9 protein-coding genes and 1 tRNA gene are annotated in these 15941 nt (G+C 54.3%); 3 read left to right on the top strand and 7 right to left on the bottom strand.

The genetic code is table 11. From position 1 onward, the window contains the following. Positions 1–242: 242 nt before the first annotated feature. Together porU2 and EDB95_RS18110 are read right to left on the bottom strand one after the other, a co-directional pair. Positions 243–5318, bottom strand: a complete 5076-nt coding sequence (gene porU2 / locus EDB95_RS18115) for a putative type IX secretion system sortase PorU2 (protein WP_133995584.1) — start codon at positions 5316–5318, stop codon at positions 243–245. A 20-nt stretch (positions 5319–5338) separates the two neighbouring features. Then, positions 5339–6475 carry a putative type IX sorting system protein PorV2 gene (locus EDB95_RS18110; protein WP_133995581.1) on the bottom strand — a complete coding sequence of 379 codons (1137 nt, stop codon included), beginning with the start codon at positions 6473–6475 and terminating at the stop codon, positions 5339–5341. 30 nt (positions 6476–6505) lie between these two features. Between EDB95_RS18110 and tyrS the strand changes: the two genes are divergently transcribed. Both tyrS and EDB95_RS18100 read left to right on the top strand, forming a co-directional pair. Continuing rightward, positions 6506–7795, top strand: coding sequence for a tyrosine--tRNA ligase (tyrS, locus tag EDB95_RS18105; RefSeq protein ID WP_133995579.1), 1290 nt, complete (start codon positions 6506–6508; stop codon positions 7793–7795). Positions 7796–7914: 119 nt separating this feature from the next. Further along, the gene (locus tag EDB95_RS18100) at positions 7915–8856 is read left to right on the top strand and encodes a CAP domain-containing protein (RefSeq protein WP_133995577.1); all 942 of its coding nucleotides are present in this window, start codon (positions 7915–7917) and stop codon (positions 8854–8856) included. Between the two features lie 52 nt (positions 8857–8908). On the opposite strand, the gene EDB95_RS18095 is transcribed toward EDB95_RS18100, so the two are convergent. Next, complete coding sequence (locus EDB95_RS18095) at positions 8909–10408, bottom strand: glycoside hydrolase family 125 protein (protein WP_133995575.1); 1500 nt, start codon at positions 10406–10408, stop codon at positions 8909–8911. Between the two features lie 118 nt (positions 10409–10526). On the opposite strand from EDB95_RS18095, the gene EDB95_RS18090 reads away from it, so the two are divergent. Then, a tRNA-Gln gene (locus tag EDB95_RS18090) sits at positions 10527–10597 on the top strand. A 68-nt stretch (positions 10598–10665) separates the two neighbouring features. Here the strand turns inward: EDB95_RS18090 and EDB95_RS18085 are convergent. The 4 genes from EDB95_RS18085 to EDB95_RS18070 form a co-directional block, all read right to left on the bottom strand. Beyond that, complete coding sequence (locus EDB95_RS18085) at positions 10666–10953, bottom strand: HepT-like ribonuclease domain-containing protein (RefSeq protein WP_162852667.1); 288 nt, start codon at positions 10951–10953, stop codon at positions 10666–10668. 37 nt (positions 10954–10990) lie between these two features. Further along, positions 10991–11305 (bottom strand): nucleotidyltransferase family protein, encoded by a 315-nt coding sequence (locus EDB95_RS18080; RefSeq protein ID WP_133995571.1) that lies wholly within the window; start codon positions 11303–11305, stop codon positions 10991–10993. A gap of 207 nt (positions 11306–11512) precedes the next feature. Further along, entirely contained in the window at positions 11513–14356 is a 2844-nt protein-coding gene (locus EDB95_RS18075; RefSeq protein ID WP_133995569.1) for a glycoside hydrolase family 38 N-terminal domain-containing protein, read from the bottom strand. Position 14357: 1 nt separating this feature from the next. Then, the gene (locus EDB95_RS18070; protein WP_133995567.1) at positions 14358–15938 is read right to left on the bottom strand and encodes a RagB/SusD family nutrient uptake outer membrane protein; all 1581 of its coding nucleotides are present in this window, start codon (positions 15936–15938) and stop codon (positions 14358–14360) included. Positions 15939–15941 lie beyond the last annotated feature (3 nt).

Here is a 15941-nt window from a genome sequence, read left to right as displayed (position 1 = left end):
CGCTATCGTTTCCATACGTTTTACTTATTTGAGTAAAAGTAGGGCGTAGCCTGCAACCCTGTATGGGCGCGCGCTTCGCGCTCCCGCGTTACACGTAGAAAAACTTTTGCGGGCCACGGAGGGGCTCCCTCTTTATACGGAGCCCGCGGCACAGCCGCCGGCCCCCCACAGGCGCACGCCGCCTGCGGCGACAGCCGCGGCTGCGGGGCCGCCACACGTAGCCTCGGCCGCGCAGCGTGTGCCTATCGCATGAGGTACATTTTTCCATACCCCGACTTGAAGTACTGATTCGTATTATCCCCCTGATCGGTAAACTTCCCAAGCTTCTTCCCATTCAGGTTCGTGATGACCCTGTAGAGGTAGACGCCGTTGCCAACCTTGTTGCCGTACTGATCGGTGCCGTTCCATTTGAATTGCGTGATGTTGCGGCCGATGTGCAACGGGCCTAGCTCTGCCTCGGTGATCTCGCGCACGATCTTGCCGGTGATGGACAGGATCTCGATCCTCAACTCCTGGGGCACCTCGGACCCGGTGATCGTAAAGACAAAGGCCGTGGACGTGGTGAAGGGGTTGGGATAGTTAAAGACATTGGAGATCATCGGCGTGTTGATGACGCGGAAGTTCACGCTATAGCTCAGCCGTCCCGCCGTGTTGCCGCTCTGGTCCTGCCCGCTGACCGTCAGTGTGTAGCTGCCGTCCTCTATAAAAGAAGGATGCAGGATGACCATGGCGATGTTCTTGCCCGTGGAAAGGTTGGCGGGGATAAACTGCGCGCTGTCCGTCCCCGTTTTATAAAGGTGTGTCGTCCCGTCGGGGAAAAGCACCGACACAGTGATGTCGGTGGAATCCGAGAGCGCCAGGTACTTGCTGTTGTCCTGGAGCTTAACCGTGATCTGGGGCCGGGCCGATACGATGTCCTGGTTCAGGATGTGCACCCCGTCAAAGGTCACGTCCATCGTAGGCATGTAGTTATTGGGCTTGACGTAAAATGTCTTGTACAAAAAGTTATTCGTCAGGTATTGTTCCGGTTGGGCGTAGTTCGGGTTGAAATTGACGTAGAGCGTATTTTTCCCGATATAATTCTGGGACGCGATCGTATCGAGCAGGTGTACCGAGTCTCCCACCGCGAGCGGTTTGGTCTTGGACAAGGGAATGGTATGCGTTATATTCTGGTTGTCGGTAATGGTCAACTGCACCTGGATGCTGTCGAAGGCCGCGTCGCTGATGTTCTGGAAAGCCACCCCGAAGTCAAGGGGCTGCCCGTCCTGTAGTGTATCGGGACAGGTAAAATAATGGTTGGGGGCGATGGCGCCCTCGGGTGCGTCCTGATAGTGTATCATCAGGCGTTTGAGCTGGTAGGGCGTCTGCAGGACGGAGTCCTTGCTGGTCATCTTGATCTGCAATTCCGGATAGGTCGCCGCGGAGATAAAGCTGAGGCTGGTATCCTTGAGCAGGGAATTACTCGTATACAAAAGGGTTTGCGTCGAGTCCTTTTTGATGCCGTATACCTGGACCTGGAGGCTGTCCGCCGGGTTGTCCCAGGAGCCGTTCCATTGGATTTCCTGCCAGGTTTTGGCCGGCCCTACAACGGTACTGGTGATCGATCCCTGCTGGAGGGTTGAGTTGAAGTTCATCGAACCGGTGAGCTGGTCGCCGACATTGGTCCCTACCTTTTGATAGAAGATCGTATAGGTGCCGTTCATTTCTTTCCGGGCGATATAGAGGATGGGCACCAGGCGATTGAAGGAGTCGATGGTGTTAAAACCCATGTTCTTAAAGGTATTGTACAACGAAACGCCCGACCCGAAGACCGATGTATCCGATTTCCAGGCGCCGATAAACTGGGTGGTGTCCGTAGACCACATCCAGGCCCACATGGCGAAGATCGTCCCCCCGGGTATGCTGTCGAAGAAACTCATGGCGGCTTTCCGGTTGGCCGTTGTCAACACCGGGAAGCTAAATCCATAAGGCAGCGCGCTGCAATTGGGCGAGCTCCCATACTTTGCCACGCCTGTAGTGGGATTGATGGTGTCGTACAACACCAGGTTGTGCGACTGGTTGATGAGCAAAAACGAGAGCGACCCCAAGGTGCCTCCGCAACCGGAGGAGCTGACGTCGTACCCATCCAGGAGGGCGGCATCGGCCTGGTCCCCGCCATAAGGATAAATCTGCGTCATGACCTGGAGGGTGTGGGGGGTCTGCGGGAAACTGAATACCCGGTCGGAATCGAGTCCCTCCAGGTTATAGGTATCATTTTGCCATTGGTAGTAGTGCGACTGGTTCCAACCCGGCGTGCTTCCGTTCACATACATAAAGGAAGACAACGACCAGTTGGCCTGGGCGCCATTGGCGGGAAGGATGGCCACCCGCCAATAATAGACTGTGCTGTCTTTATAAGAGAGCGAGGGCGTGAAGGACAATACCCCACCCTTGGAAGCCGCCTGGAGCTTCACCATACCCGGCGAGTTGAAAAGAGCGGTGGTATCTATTTCGTAGATATAATTCCGGACGGAGTCCAGCGGGTCCGCGGATGACGCATAAAAGACGATCGGGGATTTCCCGACGATGGAATAAGCCGCGGGATAAACCGGGGTTACATCCTGGTCGTAGATAAAAAAGGATTTGGTCACCACATTGTTGGCCATCGACAGCTCGCTCACCTTGCCGTCGGCATTCAGGTCGACGGTCAGGCTGTTGTTCCCTTTGTCCTTGGTCGGGTTGATCGGGATGGTCAGGGCGATGGAGTCTTCCAGGGGCGGCGCCAACCTTTTCTGGCTGTATAAGGTGGTCACCGTTCCATCCGGCAGTTGCCACTTGACCGTCACCAGGATGGAATCGCTCGTGGCCATGCCGAGGTTGTAATAATAAATCTGGGCCGTAAACTGGTTGTCCGCGACCGAAATGATGGAAGGATTGATCACGACCTCTGGGGCCTCGATCGCGTAGTCCGGTTTGGGGTTGTGATAAAAAGTAATGGCCGGGTCTCCGTTTAGCGACAATTGCTCCATACAGCAACGCCCATAAAAATCGCTGGCAAAAGAAGGCGTGTTCCCCAGCGTCTGCGTCGTGTGCATCATCTGGATGCCGGAAGGCGCCCCGTAATACAGGATCGAAAGGTCGTTATACAGTTGTGTATTGTATACGTCCAGGTAGCTGACGATCCCAATGGATGAAGAACCCATATACCCGATGGCGCCGTTTTCGGACGCCAGGACGAATTTTTCCGTGACCGTTAAGCCGTTGGATGTCAACCGCGCGCTATCCGGTTCGTACATGTCCCCGGCGTCACAACCGTTGGCAAGGAAAAAAGGGTATTTGCCCTTCATATTAAACTGGGTCGGATCCCCGAGGTTATACCCCAGGATATTCGAGGAAGAGTGTCCGAAATAGTTGACCAACCCTACCCCGGAAGAGAAAAGATCGGTGATCTGCTGGTTCGAAAGGTCCTGTACGTTGGTCGTGCTGGTTTTCCGGAAAGTATACACAAGCCCCCCGTAAGCCGTATCGGAAATGATGCCCTGGTATTTTTGCAGGTCCAACTGGATAATATCCCCCGCGAGGGCATCCGCCCCTACGACATGGATGACGTTCTTTTTCCAGGCTTCGCCGGCGATCGTCCCGGTATAGTTGTTTTGCAACAGCTCGTATTCCTTGACCTTTTGGAGATAGGGCGCGATCTCGGCCCCGTTGACCACGCTCAACCGGCCCAGCGGGGTCGCATTCCCACCGAACTGGTTTCCGTCGTTCGCCAGCAACATGTCCGAGGGGGGGTTGCCAAACGTAGGCAGGAGGGCCAGCTTATAGATCGTGGGGATATTTTCCCACGACTTAACGTATGGATATGCAACGGCCTTCCCGATCAAAAAGGCAAACTTGGGCTTTGCCGTAAAAACGTTCCGGGCGTACCTCAGAAAGTTCTTTATGGACAAGGGATGCATTTTGATCCCAAAGGCAAACTGGTCCACCAATTCCCCAATGTCGATGGTCTTGGCATTGTACCCGCCCCCTGCAGCCGACGCCCGGTAACTGCGATAGGCCTCCACGTTGTTGTTCCCGCTGCCGTCGTTGTACAAAAGGGGATTGCTGATGACCAGAAAATCCCCCTGGTTCGCCGCCAGGGCAAAATTGGTGAATTGTTTGGTCTGAAGCGACGTCACTTGCTGGATGGTACCGGGGTCCTCGCTGATCAGCGCCAGTTCCCGGTTCGTCATCGACGCCGGCAACACAAACTGTACCATACCCGGAACCGTTAGATCACCGGTGATGCGCAGCCCGTTGGTCAGGTCCAGGAGCACGGGTGCCACGGCCCCATAAGTGAAAGAAGTTACCTGCAAATAATTTCCCGTATCGCTGGCGGGAAAGGTGAAAAAAGCATGGTTGCCGCCCCCGAACGAAAACGGGCTCGGATAGGTCACCTCGGTGAACCCCACCGTAAACTCGTCGTTCCCGTCCCCGTTGACGTCCGTCATCGTCACGCCCACCGTTCCGGCAGCCAGTTGGCTCGTGGGTACGGTTCCGGAAATCTTGAACCCCTGTGTCTGGCTGATCGCCGTGTCCTTCAATACATGGCTGGCGCCCCCCGTATTGTACGCCAATTCCATCGTCCGGTTTTCAAAGGAGAGGTTGGCCAACCCGATCCTTACCGTCGACGGCGGACCCGCCGCGTACACATTTAGACCAGAAAAGGTGTTGCTGAAAGGGCTGCCGACAAAGTATCCGTTTCCATCGATGTACCCCTCACCGGCATCATAGGAAGAGGAGATGATATAGCTGCCGTCGACCGTCAGGTAGACGCCGTTGTCCCAGGCCTTGAAATAGTTGCCGGTGCGGCACATATAGTAAGGCTCCGGCGCCAGGTGGTTGGTTGCTACCGTGTTCGGCACGTCGCTGACCCGGAGGTTGCCGCCCCCGGGATTGACCGTCAGGAAATACACCGCCGTGTCCGTTTCCAGGCTCCAGTGATCGCACGTCTGGAACGTAGGCTGCAGGTACAATGGATTGTCCGGTTTGCCGTCGTTGATCCTGCCGTAAAATTCGATATAGCCGTTCGCCGGGAGAATCCCCGAAGGCGAAGTGGTATAGATCGGCACCTGTACACCGTTACGCCACAGCTGGAAAGTCGACGCGTCCGCCGTCCCCAGCCCGGCCGCGGTAAGCACCGACTGACTGATGCGGTACACTCCGTCGGAGCCTACCTTGAATTTGTAATAGGTCTTGGAAAAATCAATCCATTCGTTGTTATAGGCCTGCGCCCCTGCATAGCCACAAAAGGCCATGAGAAGGACGGTCAGAAGCAGCCTGAAGCCAGTACGGTTCATAAGACGGATCAATAGGGTTTCTACTTCCTGGGCAACGGGCCCAGGTCGAACTTCAATGAAAAGATATTCGTATACAACGGATCAGATTGATTCGCAAGGTTGGTAAACGCATAGTCGATCGTCACGAACTTGATCTTGAACCCCGCCCCTATGCTGGGCTGATAAATCCATACCCTTTTCTGGTCCAGCGTATCCCCATCCGCGAGCGCCCGCTGGAAATTGTTCACGCCCGCCCTCAGAAAAATAAAATCCTTGTAACCGGCCTCCAGCCCCACGTGCGGATCGACGCTCACCGGGTTCGAGCTGATGATCGTGTTGCGCATTCCGTCAAACGTCACGTCCAGGTCAATCGCCGGTCTCAGGGTCACCCTGGAGCCCAGGTGAAACAAATACGAGCCCCCCACAATAAGTTGGGGCGCCGTCAATTCCGTCGACTTCACCGGGATGTCGTTTTCCGTAAGGTACAAGGCCTGTTTCTCCTCATCCGTGAACGAGAAGCTCCAGGCGTTAAACGTCGTTGTCATATCCTTGACGACCACCCCAAAAGACCCTTTTTTCCCCAAATACTGCAGCCCGCCGTCAAAACCAAAACCCCAGGCGTGCGCAAAGGAACCCACGTCCCGGTAAATGATTTTTGTATTAAAACCGACGCTCCAGCGCCCGTTTTCCGTCTCCCGGATTTTTTGGGCCAGCGACAGCAAAAAGGCGTAGTCCGCCGAGGAAAAAGTCTGAATGTTGTTATAGTCGATCGATCCGTCCTGCGGGTTCACCAGATACAGCGTATTCGGGATGTCGTCCACCGCAAACCGCAGTAAGGACAACCCCAACACCCTTTTGCCGTCGTTGATCGGAAAGGCCGCACTCGCGTAGTCATATTTGCCGATACCCGCGAAATACTCCGCGTGCATCAACGCAAAGTCCGGTTTATCTTTCACGCCCATCAGCCCCGCCGGGTTATAATACCCCGCCGTGGCATCCTTTACGGAAGACACCTGGGCCCCGCCCATGGCCAAACCCGCCGCGCCGGCGCCAATGTTTAAAAAATCGTTGGAATAGGTGACAAATTGTGCCCTGCCACGCAGGGCCAGGCAAAAGGAGGCAAAGGAAAGCAGAAACAGTCTAGTGATCGTGTTCACAGAATATTGGATATAGGTCATAAATATACAAAATATTTTACTTTTGCCCCCATGCCGAAAAATCTCATACAAGAGCTACAATGGAGGGGTATGATCCAGGACATCACACCCGGTACGGAAGAACAGTTAACGAAGGAAATGACCAGTGCCTATATCGGTTTCGACCCTACCGCCGATTCCCTGCATATCGGAAGTCTCGTCCCTATCCTGCTCCTGGTCCACCTCCAACGCTCCGGGCACAAGCCCATCGCCCTCGTCGGCGGCGCCACCGGCATGATCGGCGACCCCTCCTTTAAATCCGAGGAACGCAAGCTCCTCGATGAAGCCACCCTACTACACAATTTGAGCGGCATCCGGGCACAGCTCGAACAATTCCTGGATTTCGACCCTTCCCTGCCCAACGCCGCCGAGGTCGTAAACAACTACGACTGGTTCAAAGACATGGGCTTTTTGCAGTTCATCCGCGACATCGGCAAACACATCTCCGTCAACTATATGATGTCCAAGGACAGCGTCCGTAAGCGCTTAGACTCCGACAGCGGCATCAGCTTTACCGAATTCACTTACCAACTCATCCAGGGATACGACTACTACTGGCTCAACGCCCACAAAAACTGCAAGATCCAGATGGGCGGCAGCGATCAGTGGGGGAATATCACCACAGGCACCGAGATCATCCGCCGGATGGGCGGGGGCGAGGCCTTTGCCTTCACCTGCCCCCTCATGACAAAGGCAGACGGTGGAAAGTTCGGCAAAACCGAAAAGGGCAACGTCTGGCTCGACCCCAAAAAGACCTCCCCCTACCAATTCTACCAATTCTGGCTCAATGCATCCGACGAGGACGCCACCAAATGGATAAGGATATTTACTTTTCTTTCCCAAGAAAATGTTAATGAATTGTTGTCCGAAAACCAAAACGAACCTGGATTACGTAAATTGCAAAAACGTTTAGGCAAGGAGGTGACCACCTTCGTTCACGGGCAAGAAGCGTACGAATTTGCAGTAAGGGCCTCTGAACTCCTCTTTGCAAACGATACCATTGGATTATTAAACGAGCTTACCGAAACGCAATTATTGGAAATCCTGGAGGGTGTGCCGACAGTGTCTTACCCGGGGAACCGCCTTCAAGAAGGCGTGGATATAGTATCCTTCCTCGCTGAAACCGGAATATTTCCAAGCAAAGGTGAAGCCCGGAAAATGGTGCAGGGCGGTGGCGTCAGCATCAATAAAGCCAAAGTCGAAGGAACCGACAACACTTTGACCCTCAGCTCACTGTTACACGATCGCTACTTGCTTGTGCAAAAGGGAAAGACCAAGTATTTTCTTGTAAAAGCCGAATAGAAAACCTTATACCCGCAATCACCCGCTCTCAGCCCGCAATCTTAACCCGGCCCGCGCGCATAACCCTGCGTTGTATCCGTAACCTGCAGAGCCATTAACCATTAAACCTTATCCCTCTTATGAGGACCTTATTCCCGGCCGTGTGGCCGGCAATGGCAGGGTTATGCATTGCCGGTGTCTACGGTTGTACAAAGGAAGCGGGCTCCACCCCAGCCTCCCCTTCCTCGTTCGTGGTCGCCTTTGCCTCCGACTCCGCAGGTCGCAGCGCCGCTATGACCGACTATCGTACTAATTACCTCGGCTCCGCTGTGGCTTCCGTCGGTTGGACTGGCCATAGCTCCGACTGCGACCAAGGCGACACCCCCGACTCTGTTAAAGCTCGTGAGCTCCAACGCCTCAACTACTTCCGGCGGCTTTGTTCGCTGCCACCGGTCACCCTCAACCGTGACTATACTTTAAAGGCCCAGCAAGCCGCGCTCATGATGAAAGACAACGACGCGCTCGACCACTATCCCCCCCTCACCTGGAAATGCTTTACGTTGGACGGCCAGCTCGCCGCTGCCAATTCCAACCTCACCCTCGGTGTTTCCGGCCCCGACGCCATCGATCTGTATATTTCCGATCCCGGTGTCACCACCCTCGGCCACCGCCGCTGGGCCCTCTACCCCGCCCTCGCTGAGGTCGGCACCGGGGATACCGATTTCACCAACGCCCTTTGGGTCATCGGCGGGTTCGGGGCCCGGCCCTCCAATACGTTTACAGCTTATCCCGGGAGTGGCTACATACCGGCGCCCCTCGTCTACTCCGTCTGGTCTTTTTCGGTGTCGGCCGCGGACTTCTCTTCCGCCTCCGTTACCGTTTCCGACAGCACTGGTTTTGCGTATCCCGTGACCCTTTCTCTTACCGACAGGGGCTACGGCGATAACACCCTCGGGTGGACTTTTCAACAGGACTTTTCGTCTTTGAAGACCGACTTGCGGCTAGACGTGACCGTATCCGGCGTCCGCGTGGACAGGGCACTGCATAGTTATAAGTATACGGTGTATATTATGGCGGTGTAGGGCGCTGTTGCGCCCTCGCGGCTGAGCCGCCCAGCGCGGCCCACCGTTGACCCTACGCCAGCAGCGCCTTATCCGTATGATACACTTTCAGGATAAGTTCCCCGAAGATCGTATTCGCCCACGCAAACCACTTCCGCGTGAAGTTCGTCGCGTCGTCTTTGAAGAAGGATTCGTGCATAAACCCGGTCCCCGCGTGTGTCGTTTGCAGCATGTTCAGACAATGCCCCATCTCCGCCGGATCCGAACTCGTCAACGCCCGGACGATGATCCCCAACGGCCAGATCATATTCAGGCCACAGTGCGGTCCGCCCACGCCTTCTCCCGCCGTCCCCTTAAAAAAGAAGGGATTCCGGTGCGACAACACCAGCTTCCGGGTATTTATATAGATCGGGTCCGTCTTCGGGACCGCCTCCAGGTAAGGCATCCCCAGCAAAGACGGCACATTCGCGTCGTCCATCAAATTATAGCTTCCAAACCCATTCACCTCGTAGGCATACACCCGCCCCATCACCGGGTCATTCACCACCGCGTAATGCTCCAAGGCCGCCTCCACTTCCCGGGCCAGCGACAGACACCCCTGCGCCAGCGCCGCGTCCCCATGAATCGTCTGCACCATTTCCGCCGCCTGCTTCAAACTCACCACCGCAAAGAAATTCGACGGCACCAGGAACGGAAAAATCGTCGCATCATCACTCGGCCGGAACATCGAACAGATCAGCCCCACCGGGTTCACCGGGTATCCATAGCCCCCCATCGGCACGCCATCCGTAGCCCAAGCCGTATTCCGTTGAAAGCTATACGGCCCTTCCCCATTCTTCCGCTGCTGGGTTTTAAACGTCCTCAATGTATTTGTTATCCCCTCCTTCCATGCCAGGTCAAACGGCGCCTTACTCCCGGTCCTTTTCCAATAATTATAGGCCAGCCGGATCGGATAACAAAGCGAGTCGATCTCCCACTTCCGCTCATGGATCCCCGGCTTCATGTCCGTGATATCCGTCTTTTTCCACTCACTCACCTTCGTATCGTCCTTATAAAAAGCATTCGCATACGGATCCAACAGGATATTCCTCGTCTGCCTCCGGATCACCCCCTCCACCAACTGTCCCAGCCGCGGGTCCTCCTTCACAAACGGCAAATACGGCCAAACCTGCGCCGTACTGTCCCGCTGCCACATCGCATCGATATCCCCCGTGATCACAAAGGTATCCGGTGTGCCGCCCGCCATCGAGAAGTCCACGGTTGTGTCCAATGTATTCGGGAAGCAGTTTCCAAAGAGCCAGGCGAGTTCCTTGTTGCCCATTTCTCTTTGCAACTGGGTGATGGCAGCCTCGATGGCCGGGCTGGAGAATTTACGGTCGGCTTGCGCAACCCGGACGACCGGGAAGTCTGCCAGGCTCATAGCGCCGGCGACGCCCGCCATTCCGCTCGCGCCCGCCGCGCCCGTTAGCCCGCTTGCGCCGCTTGTTCCCGCCAGCACCCCAACCCTATCAGCTCCCAATGCCAGCCCCGTTGCCGTCAGGGCCGATTGCCGTAAAAATTTTCGTCTTTCCATATGCAATCATTTATGGCTAACCGCCAATGCTTTATCGTTTAAGCCTGGAAGATAAGAAAATCCCTAAAAAGTTGGTTGGAAAGTATCCGATCCCTACCTTTGCATCCCCTCAAGGGACTGCCCGATAGTATAATGGTAGTACGACAGATTTTGGTTCTGTTTGTCTTGGTTCGAATCCAGGTCGGGCAACAAAAATTCAAAACCCGCCATCACGGCGGGTTTTATTTTTATATACTTTATATGATACGCAATCTGGCTTATTCTTGTTCCTTTGAAAATATGACTTCAATGCCCTCTTTGAGCTGCGGAATGTTCGTATTGATGGTGTCCCATATGATATCGTAATCCACCCCGAAATAGTGATGAATTATTTTGTTACGAATGTCGCTCATATCGCGCCATGGAACAAAAGAGTACTTCTCTTTGAAGTCCGGGGTAATTTTGTTACTGGCTTCACCAATTATTTCAAGGCTGCGGCAAACAGCTCTGGTCAAACGATCATTTGCCAGGAATTCTTCGAAGGTGCATTGACTGGATTCTTTCAAAAGGTAATTACATTCATCCAAAATATGTCGAAGGAACTCAGTCTGTGACAGCGACATATTCTACCGTTTTAAGAATGTGCGGACCAATGTATGGGCTAAGAGATTGGGTGGTTACCAGTTCCACTTTTTTATCAAAGAGGTCCTCAAGAAAACGATTTAATGATAAGAAATTAGAAAAGGTCTTTTTCTCCTTTCGGATGTCAACCAGCAAATCTATATCACTATGAGCAGTGGCTTGATTCCTTACATAAGAGCCAAAAAGTCCGATACGGCTGACGCCATATGATGCCAACATCGGCCTATTCGCCGAAAGTGTCGCTAAAATGCTGTCTTTATGTAACTTAGCGCTCATACTGTAAAGTTAAATCAAATCTTCGATATTTTCGATTAGGCTAATTGTCTGCAAGTTAAGGCATGCAATATATGAGAGCCTTCAATAGCAGGCCGGTTCGAAAAATGTACAGCCAGGTCAACAAAAGCAAAGCCCGCCGCACTTTGCGACGGGCTTTTTTTATATCGGAGCAGTAACAGCCGCGCCAGTGCAGCGGGCCTCGCTTTTCTAACTCTTCTCTACCCTCACCGTAACAACCCCCTGCCCCGCAACAGATATCTGATCCCCTGCGGGTGCCAACACCCCCTCCCCTGTATTACTTATATGCACCGCCCCCACGGCCCCACTCCACAAAAGACCGGTTGACTCATCGCGGGCCCCAGGGTTATACAACGTAACCATCCACGCCTTCCCATCCAGGCTCGGCCGCAAAGACAGTACAATAACACGCTGATTGGAAAGCCTCAAACGAGGCTGGGAGACCCCGTCCCCGGAGGCCGCCGCAACGATCAGCGGCTGTGATTGATCTATGGCAAAAGTAGACGCCGACAGGGCGTCGAACGCTCCGTGAGGCCGGAGAATATACCGGAAAGTAATGATCCCATCCTGGTAGGCCCTGTAGTTCGTTTCCCAGTGATTGTTGAGCGCCCAGGAGTAAAGCTTTTGCGTGGGGTCGATGTGTTTCCGCCATACGTTCGGGTTACTTTGACCACCCAGGAGGGTCGCCGTTATACCCCCGACTTCCACCAGCGGCGCGTCCAGCGTGACCCAGGTGACACCCAGATCCTGGTTGGAGACGTCGGCCCAGTTGCCGACCTCCAGCCAGTTCTTGCAGGAACCCGGGATTTGGTCCTTTTCCGGTTGCATAATGCCCATGGGGATTTCCAACCGCATTTGGCCCTGGTCGACGTGAAAGGGAAATCCGACATTCAGGCTTTCTTTTCCGTGGAGGTTTGCCCAGGGATAGTCTCCGGGATGGGGGTCCAGTTCGGCGGGGAGTTTGTCCAGTACATCTTTTATCGCTACAAAGTCAGCGCCTTTAACCAACCGGTATTCCCGTACGTAATTGGCCGCCCCCGGTGCATCGGACACCACCTGAAGCGCTACCACCAACGGCCCTTGCTCTTTGACGGTAATCTTAGCCACACCGCTATGTTGTATGTCCGCGAGGTTACTGCCCTGCAGGAACAGGTATTCATTTAGTCCACCTGTTGAGTCATTGTCAACGAACTCGTTAGATACCCCCATTTTCTTCAAACTTGTAATATTACCCGTGGAAGGGTCGACACCGACGGTGATCTGGTCATTTTCGAGAGAATGGTCGCTCACCTTCAAAGCCGGTGTGGCATCCGGCGCAGATGAACCCGCTGAAATCGTATACCGCCTGGAAGCAAACGGCGGCACTTCTGAAACCATGAACGCAAGCTCCCCGGTGGACAGCCGCTGGGAGGTCAGCACCTGCCCCGCCGCATCCTTCACCAGGTCACCGGCGGAAGACAGCTCACGAGGGACCAATACTACGCCCGACGTCGACCAGGAATGCGTGTTGAACACATCGACACTGTTCCCGGGCGCGACCGATCCCTGGTCTAACGCATCCGACAGCAATTGGCGGGAAAGACTGTCGGCATTCGTGGCGTAAGACTTCTTAATAATCCACTGTTCCATCGTCTTTTGGCTCAATGGTCTTGTCACGCTGACATCTGCGCCCCAGGTATGCTCGGAATAGAGGATAACATTTCTCCAGGCATCGCGATCCGTATCCGAAGGAAAACCCGAAAGGTTTTTCATAACCCATAGTGCCTCCCCTTGGCTCATGCGGGCGCTGGTCGCACGGTTTTCCGCCGTCTCGAAAGCGGAGGACCCGGTGCCATCCTCCCAGTAGCCGGTCCAATCTCCCTTCTCTTGCGGGATCTCCGAGGCATACCGGTCCTCAAACGCTTTGAAGGCCGTGCTGGTCGACGAAATAATAAACCTGGGCCAGGTATACGTCGTATTCCAATCCTTTACAAAATCGCAAATGGTCATGTCAGGGGTGGCATTGTCGCCATGACCGCTCCACCGGATATAGGATATATCATACTTAAACTGTTTCCGGTCCAGCTCAGCGATATACTGGCTGACGAATTTCCTGGTCAGGCCTTCGGGCATACCATGGGAGAGGGCATAGCCGCGATAGGGGATCCAGACCAGGACTTTGTCCTTGCCGTTCGGGCCGATCCAATAGAACGGTTTATCCTCACATTGCACCAGGATGTCCCCGATCCGGTCAAAATAGTTGGGTGCGACGCTGAAATACTTGATCCCGGCCTGGGCCATGGCCGTGACGGTCCCCCAGGTATATCCAGGTACGTCGCTGATCATGGCGGCATCGACCGGGGTCCCGCACAGGGACGCGACCTCGGTCCCGCGGTGGAACAACTGGAGCAATTCCTCCGGTCCGCAAATGCCCGTGAGCGTGTTTACATACATCCCGTTTAGGGCAACGCCGCCATCATGAACCGCCTCGACAAACCGTTTTCTTTGCTGATCATTCATCCGGTTCAGAAACAAATCGGCCGCGTAAACCCCTTCCAGGTTCCACACGAAGCGGGCACCCGCCGGGTAGGACTTTGTCTTTTCCGCGTAGTCGATGCCCGTCAGCAGGTTGTTCATCTGTTTCCGTTCGACGTTCGTCTGAATCTCGGTATAGCCGATGTCATTGTGACTGTGCGGAAGAATATACACCGTCATTTTCCGGACGGGCTGGAGGGAGACCTGGCCCTTATAAAGGGTTTGTTGACCAACCGATACCCGGAACCGGGCCTCCCTCGCTTTTGCCGTCTCCGGCGCGTAGGCTTCAATATCGTGGTTCCCTCGCCCGACACCAACCGTAAGGGGGGGCGCCCCATCGACGAAAATCGTTACCTCGACGGAGTCTCCCAAATTGTCCATAGTAAGATCGATACTTTGAAAGCTCCGTTCTCCCCGCAGGGAAAGAAAGGGAAGCCCTTTCACGCTCTTGACCGTGATTTGAGCAAATGAAACACCCGTCAGCATCAAAAACACTACGCAAGCCGTTATTTTTTTCATATTAATATCCAGGGTTTTGCGGAACTAAATTAGGATTTCGCTGCATTTCCGTTAGAGGTAAAGGAAATAAAAGGTCGGTATTAGCGTACGTTTGACCACGACCGTTGGAGTGGCCGACCAATGCCGAAAAGGTTACATTATGCGATGCATCGACATCCGGATAAGACTGTGTGCGAAGCATATCAAACCAGAAGTGGCCTTCCATGGCCAGTTCCTTGAACCGCTCCGCCAGGATAAAGTTACGACGGCTGGCTTGATTAGCGGGAATAGCGGGTGGCGTAACATAGGCCCTTGCCAGGATGGGTGTTAGAAACGGGGTGGGGTCCTGGTTCAATTCATTGGCAGCCTCCGCCGCGATCAGGTACACATCGGCCAAACGGTAAACGCTCGTATACTTCCCGGATGCCGCGGTGCTGAAGATCGCCAGGCTATCGAACCAGCGGTACGGCATGAAGGAGTATGTGATCGAAGCCGGGGTTCCACCGGTAGTCGTGTAGTTAAACGACGTGCTGTAGAATTGCTTCTCATGCCGGCGGATATCGTTCGTACTGTCGTACATGCTCAACAATGTCGTCGTCGGCGTCCAGGCCTGGGTAACCAGGGTATACGCCACGTGCAGGTTCGAATTGGGCACGCTGAGCGGGAAGGTATTCGGTAATGAATACTCCGGGTAAGCACTTTGCTGGATGGAGCTGTTGTATTCGACGAAATACATATACTCGCTGCCCTGGTCATAAGCGGTTAGCCGCAATTTGTCGAACGCCGTCGTTCCGCCGGAGTTGTCGAAGAGCGCATAACCGCCGCTGCTGTTGATGATCGACTGTGCCGTCTGCAAAGCGGAGGTGTAGGCCGTTGAACCCTGGCCCAGCGGTTTACCTGCCATCGTCAGGTACACCTCGGCCAGTACCGTTCCGACGGTACCCTTCGATATTTGATTCCCATTTTGACCCATGGGCTTGTCTGTCAAGCCCCCGTTCGTGTAGGCGTCGTTTAAATCCTTAACGATGGCCTGATACACCGAATCTACGGAGGTGCGCGGTGCATAGATCCCATCCAGGCTTGTATAGGGCTTTAGGATCAACGGAACAGCGCCAAACAGACGAACCAGGTAGTAATAGTCCATCGCCCGGAAAAATTTGGCCGTCGCGACCAAAGGCGCGGCGCTCGTCTGGTCGATCGACGTGCTTGCACTGACGGCCGTAATAATCGTATTGGCACTCGCGATGTTGCTATAGAACGAAGACCAGATGCCGTCTACGTAGTTGTCCTCGTTATCCGCTGTTTGCGTCAGCGAGGCGAAATAACGAACGCTCGGGTTTTGGGCCACGACGTTGTTAGACATACCGCTCAGGTTATCCAACGTAAAGCTGTTGCTGCCGTCGTAAAGACCCCCAATACTAAAAAAACTGTTTGGCCCCGTCGCTGGGTTATATAGATAATTGACAGCGCTCTGCACCTGGTCGATGGTTTGATAGTAGTCACCGACCGGCTGTGAACTCTTTGGGTTTTCCGCTAAAAACTTCTTGCAGGAGGCGAACACCAGGGCAGCCATCCCCAACGCAAAAAATGATATTTTTTTCATTTG

It is taken from the genome of Dinghuibacter silviterrae (genome assembly GCF_004366355.1).
In the GTDB taxonomy this organism is placed as follows: domain Bacteria; phylum Bacteroidota; class Bacteroidia; order Chitinophagales; family Chitinophagaceae; genus Dinghuibacter; species Dinghuibacter silviterrae.
This window is presented reverse-complemented; position numbering and strand designations above follow the sequence as displayed.

Excerpts from the sequence above, each read along its gene's own strand:
- tyrS (WP_133995579.1), top strand. The coding sequence starts at position 6,506 with ATGCCGAAAAATCTCATACAAGAGCTACAATGGAGGGGTATGATCCAG.
- EDB95_RS18100 (WP_133995577.1), top strand. The coding sequence starts at position 7,915 with ATGAGGACCTTATTCCCGGCCGTGTGGCCGGCAATGGCAGGGTTATGC.
- EDB95_RS18075 (WP_133995569.1), bottom strand. The coding sequence starts at position 14,356 with ATGAAAAAAATAACGGCTTGCGTAGTGTTTTTGATGCTGACGGGTGTT.
- EDB95_RS18095 (WP_133995575.1), bottom strand. The coding sequence starts at position 10,408 with ATGGAAAGACGAAAATTTTTACGGCAATCGGCCCTGACGGCAACGGGG.
- EDB95_RS18070 (WP_133995567.1), bottom strand. The coding sequence starts at position 15,938 with ATGAAAAAAATATCATTTTTTGCGTTGGGGATGGCTGCCCTGGTGTTC.
- porU2 (WP_133995584.1), bottom strand. The coding sequence starts at position 5,318 with ATGAACCGTACTGGCTTCAGGCTGCTTCTGACCGTCCTTCTCATGGCC.
- EDB95_RS18080 (WP_133995571.1), bottom strand. The coding sequence starts at position 11,305 with ATGAGCGCTAAGTTACATAAAGACAGCATTTTAGCGACACTTTCGGCG.
- EDB95_RS18110 (WP_133995581.1), bottom strand. The coding sequence starts at position 6,475 with ATGACCTATATCCAATATTCTGTGAACACGATCACTAGACTGTTTCTG.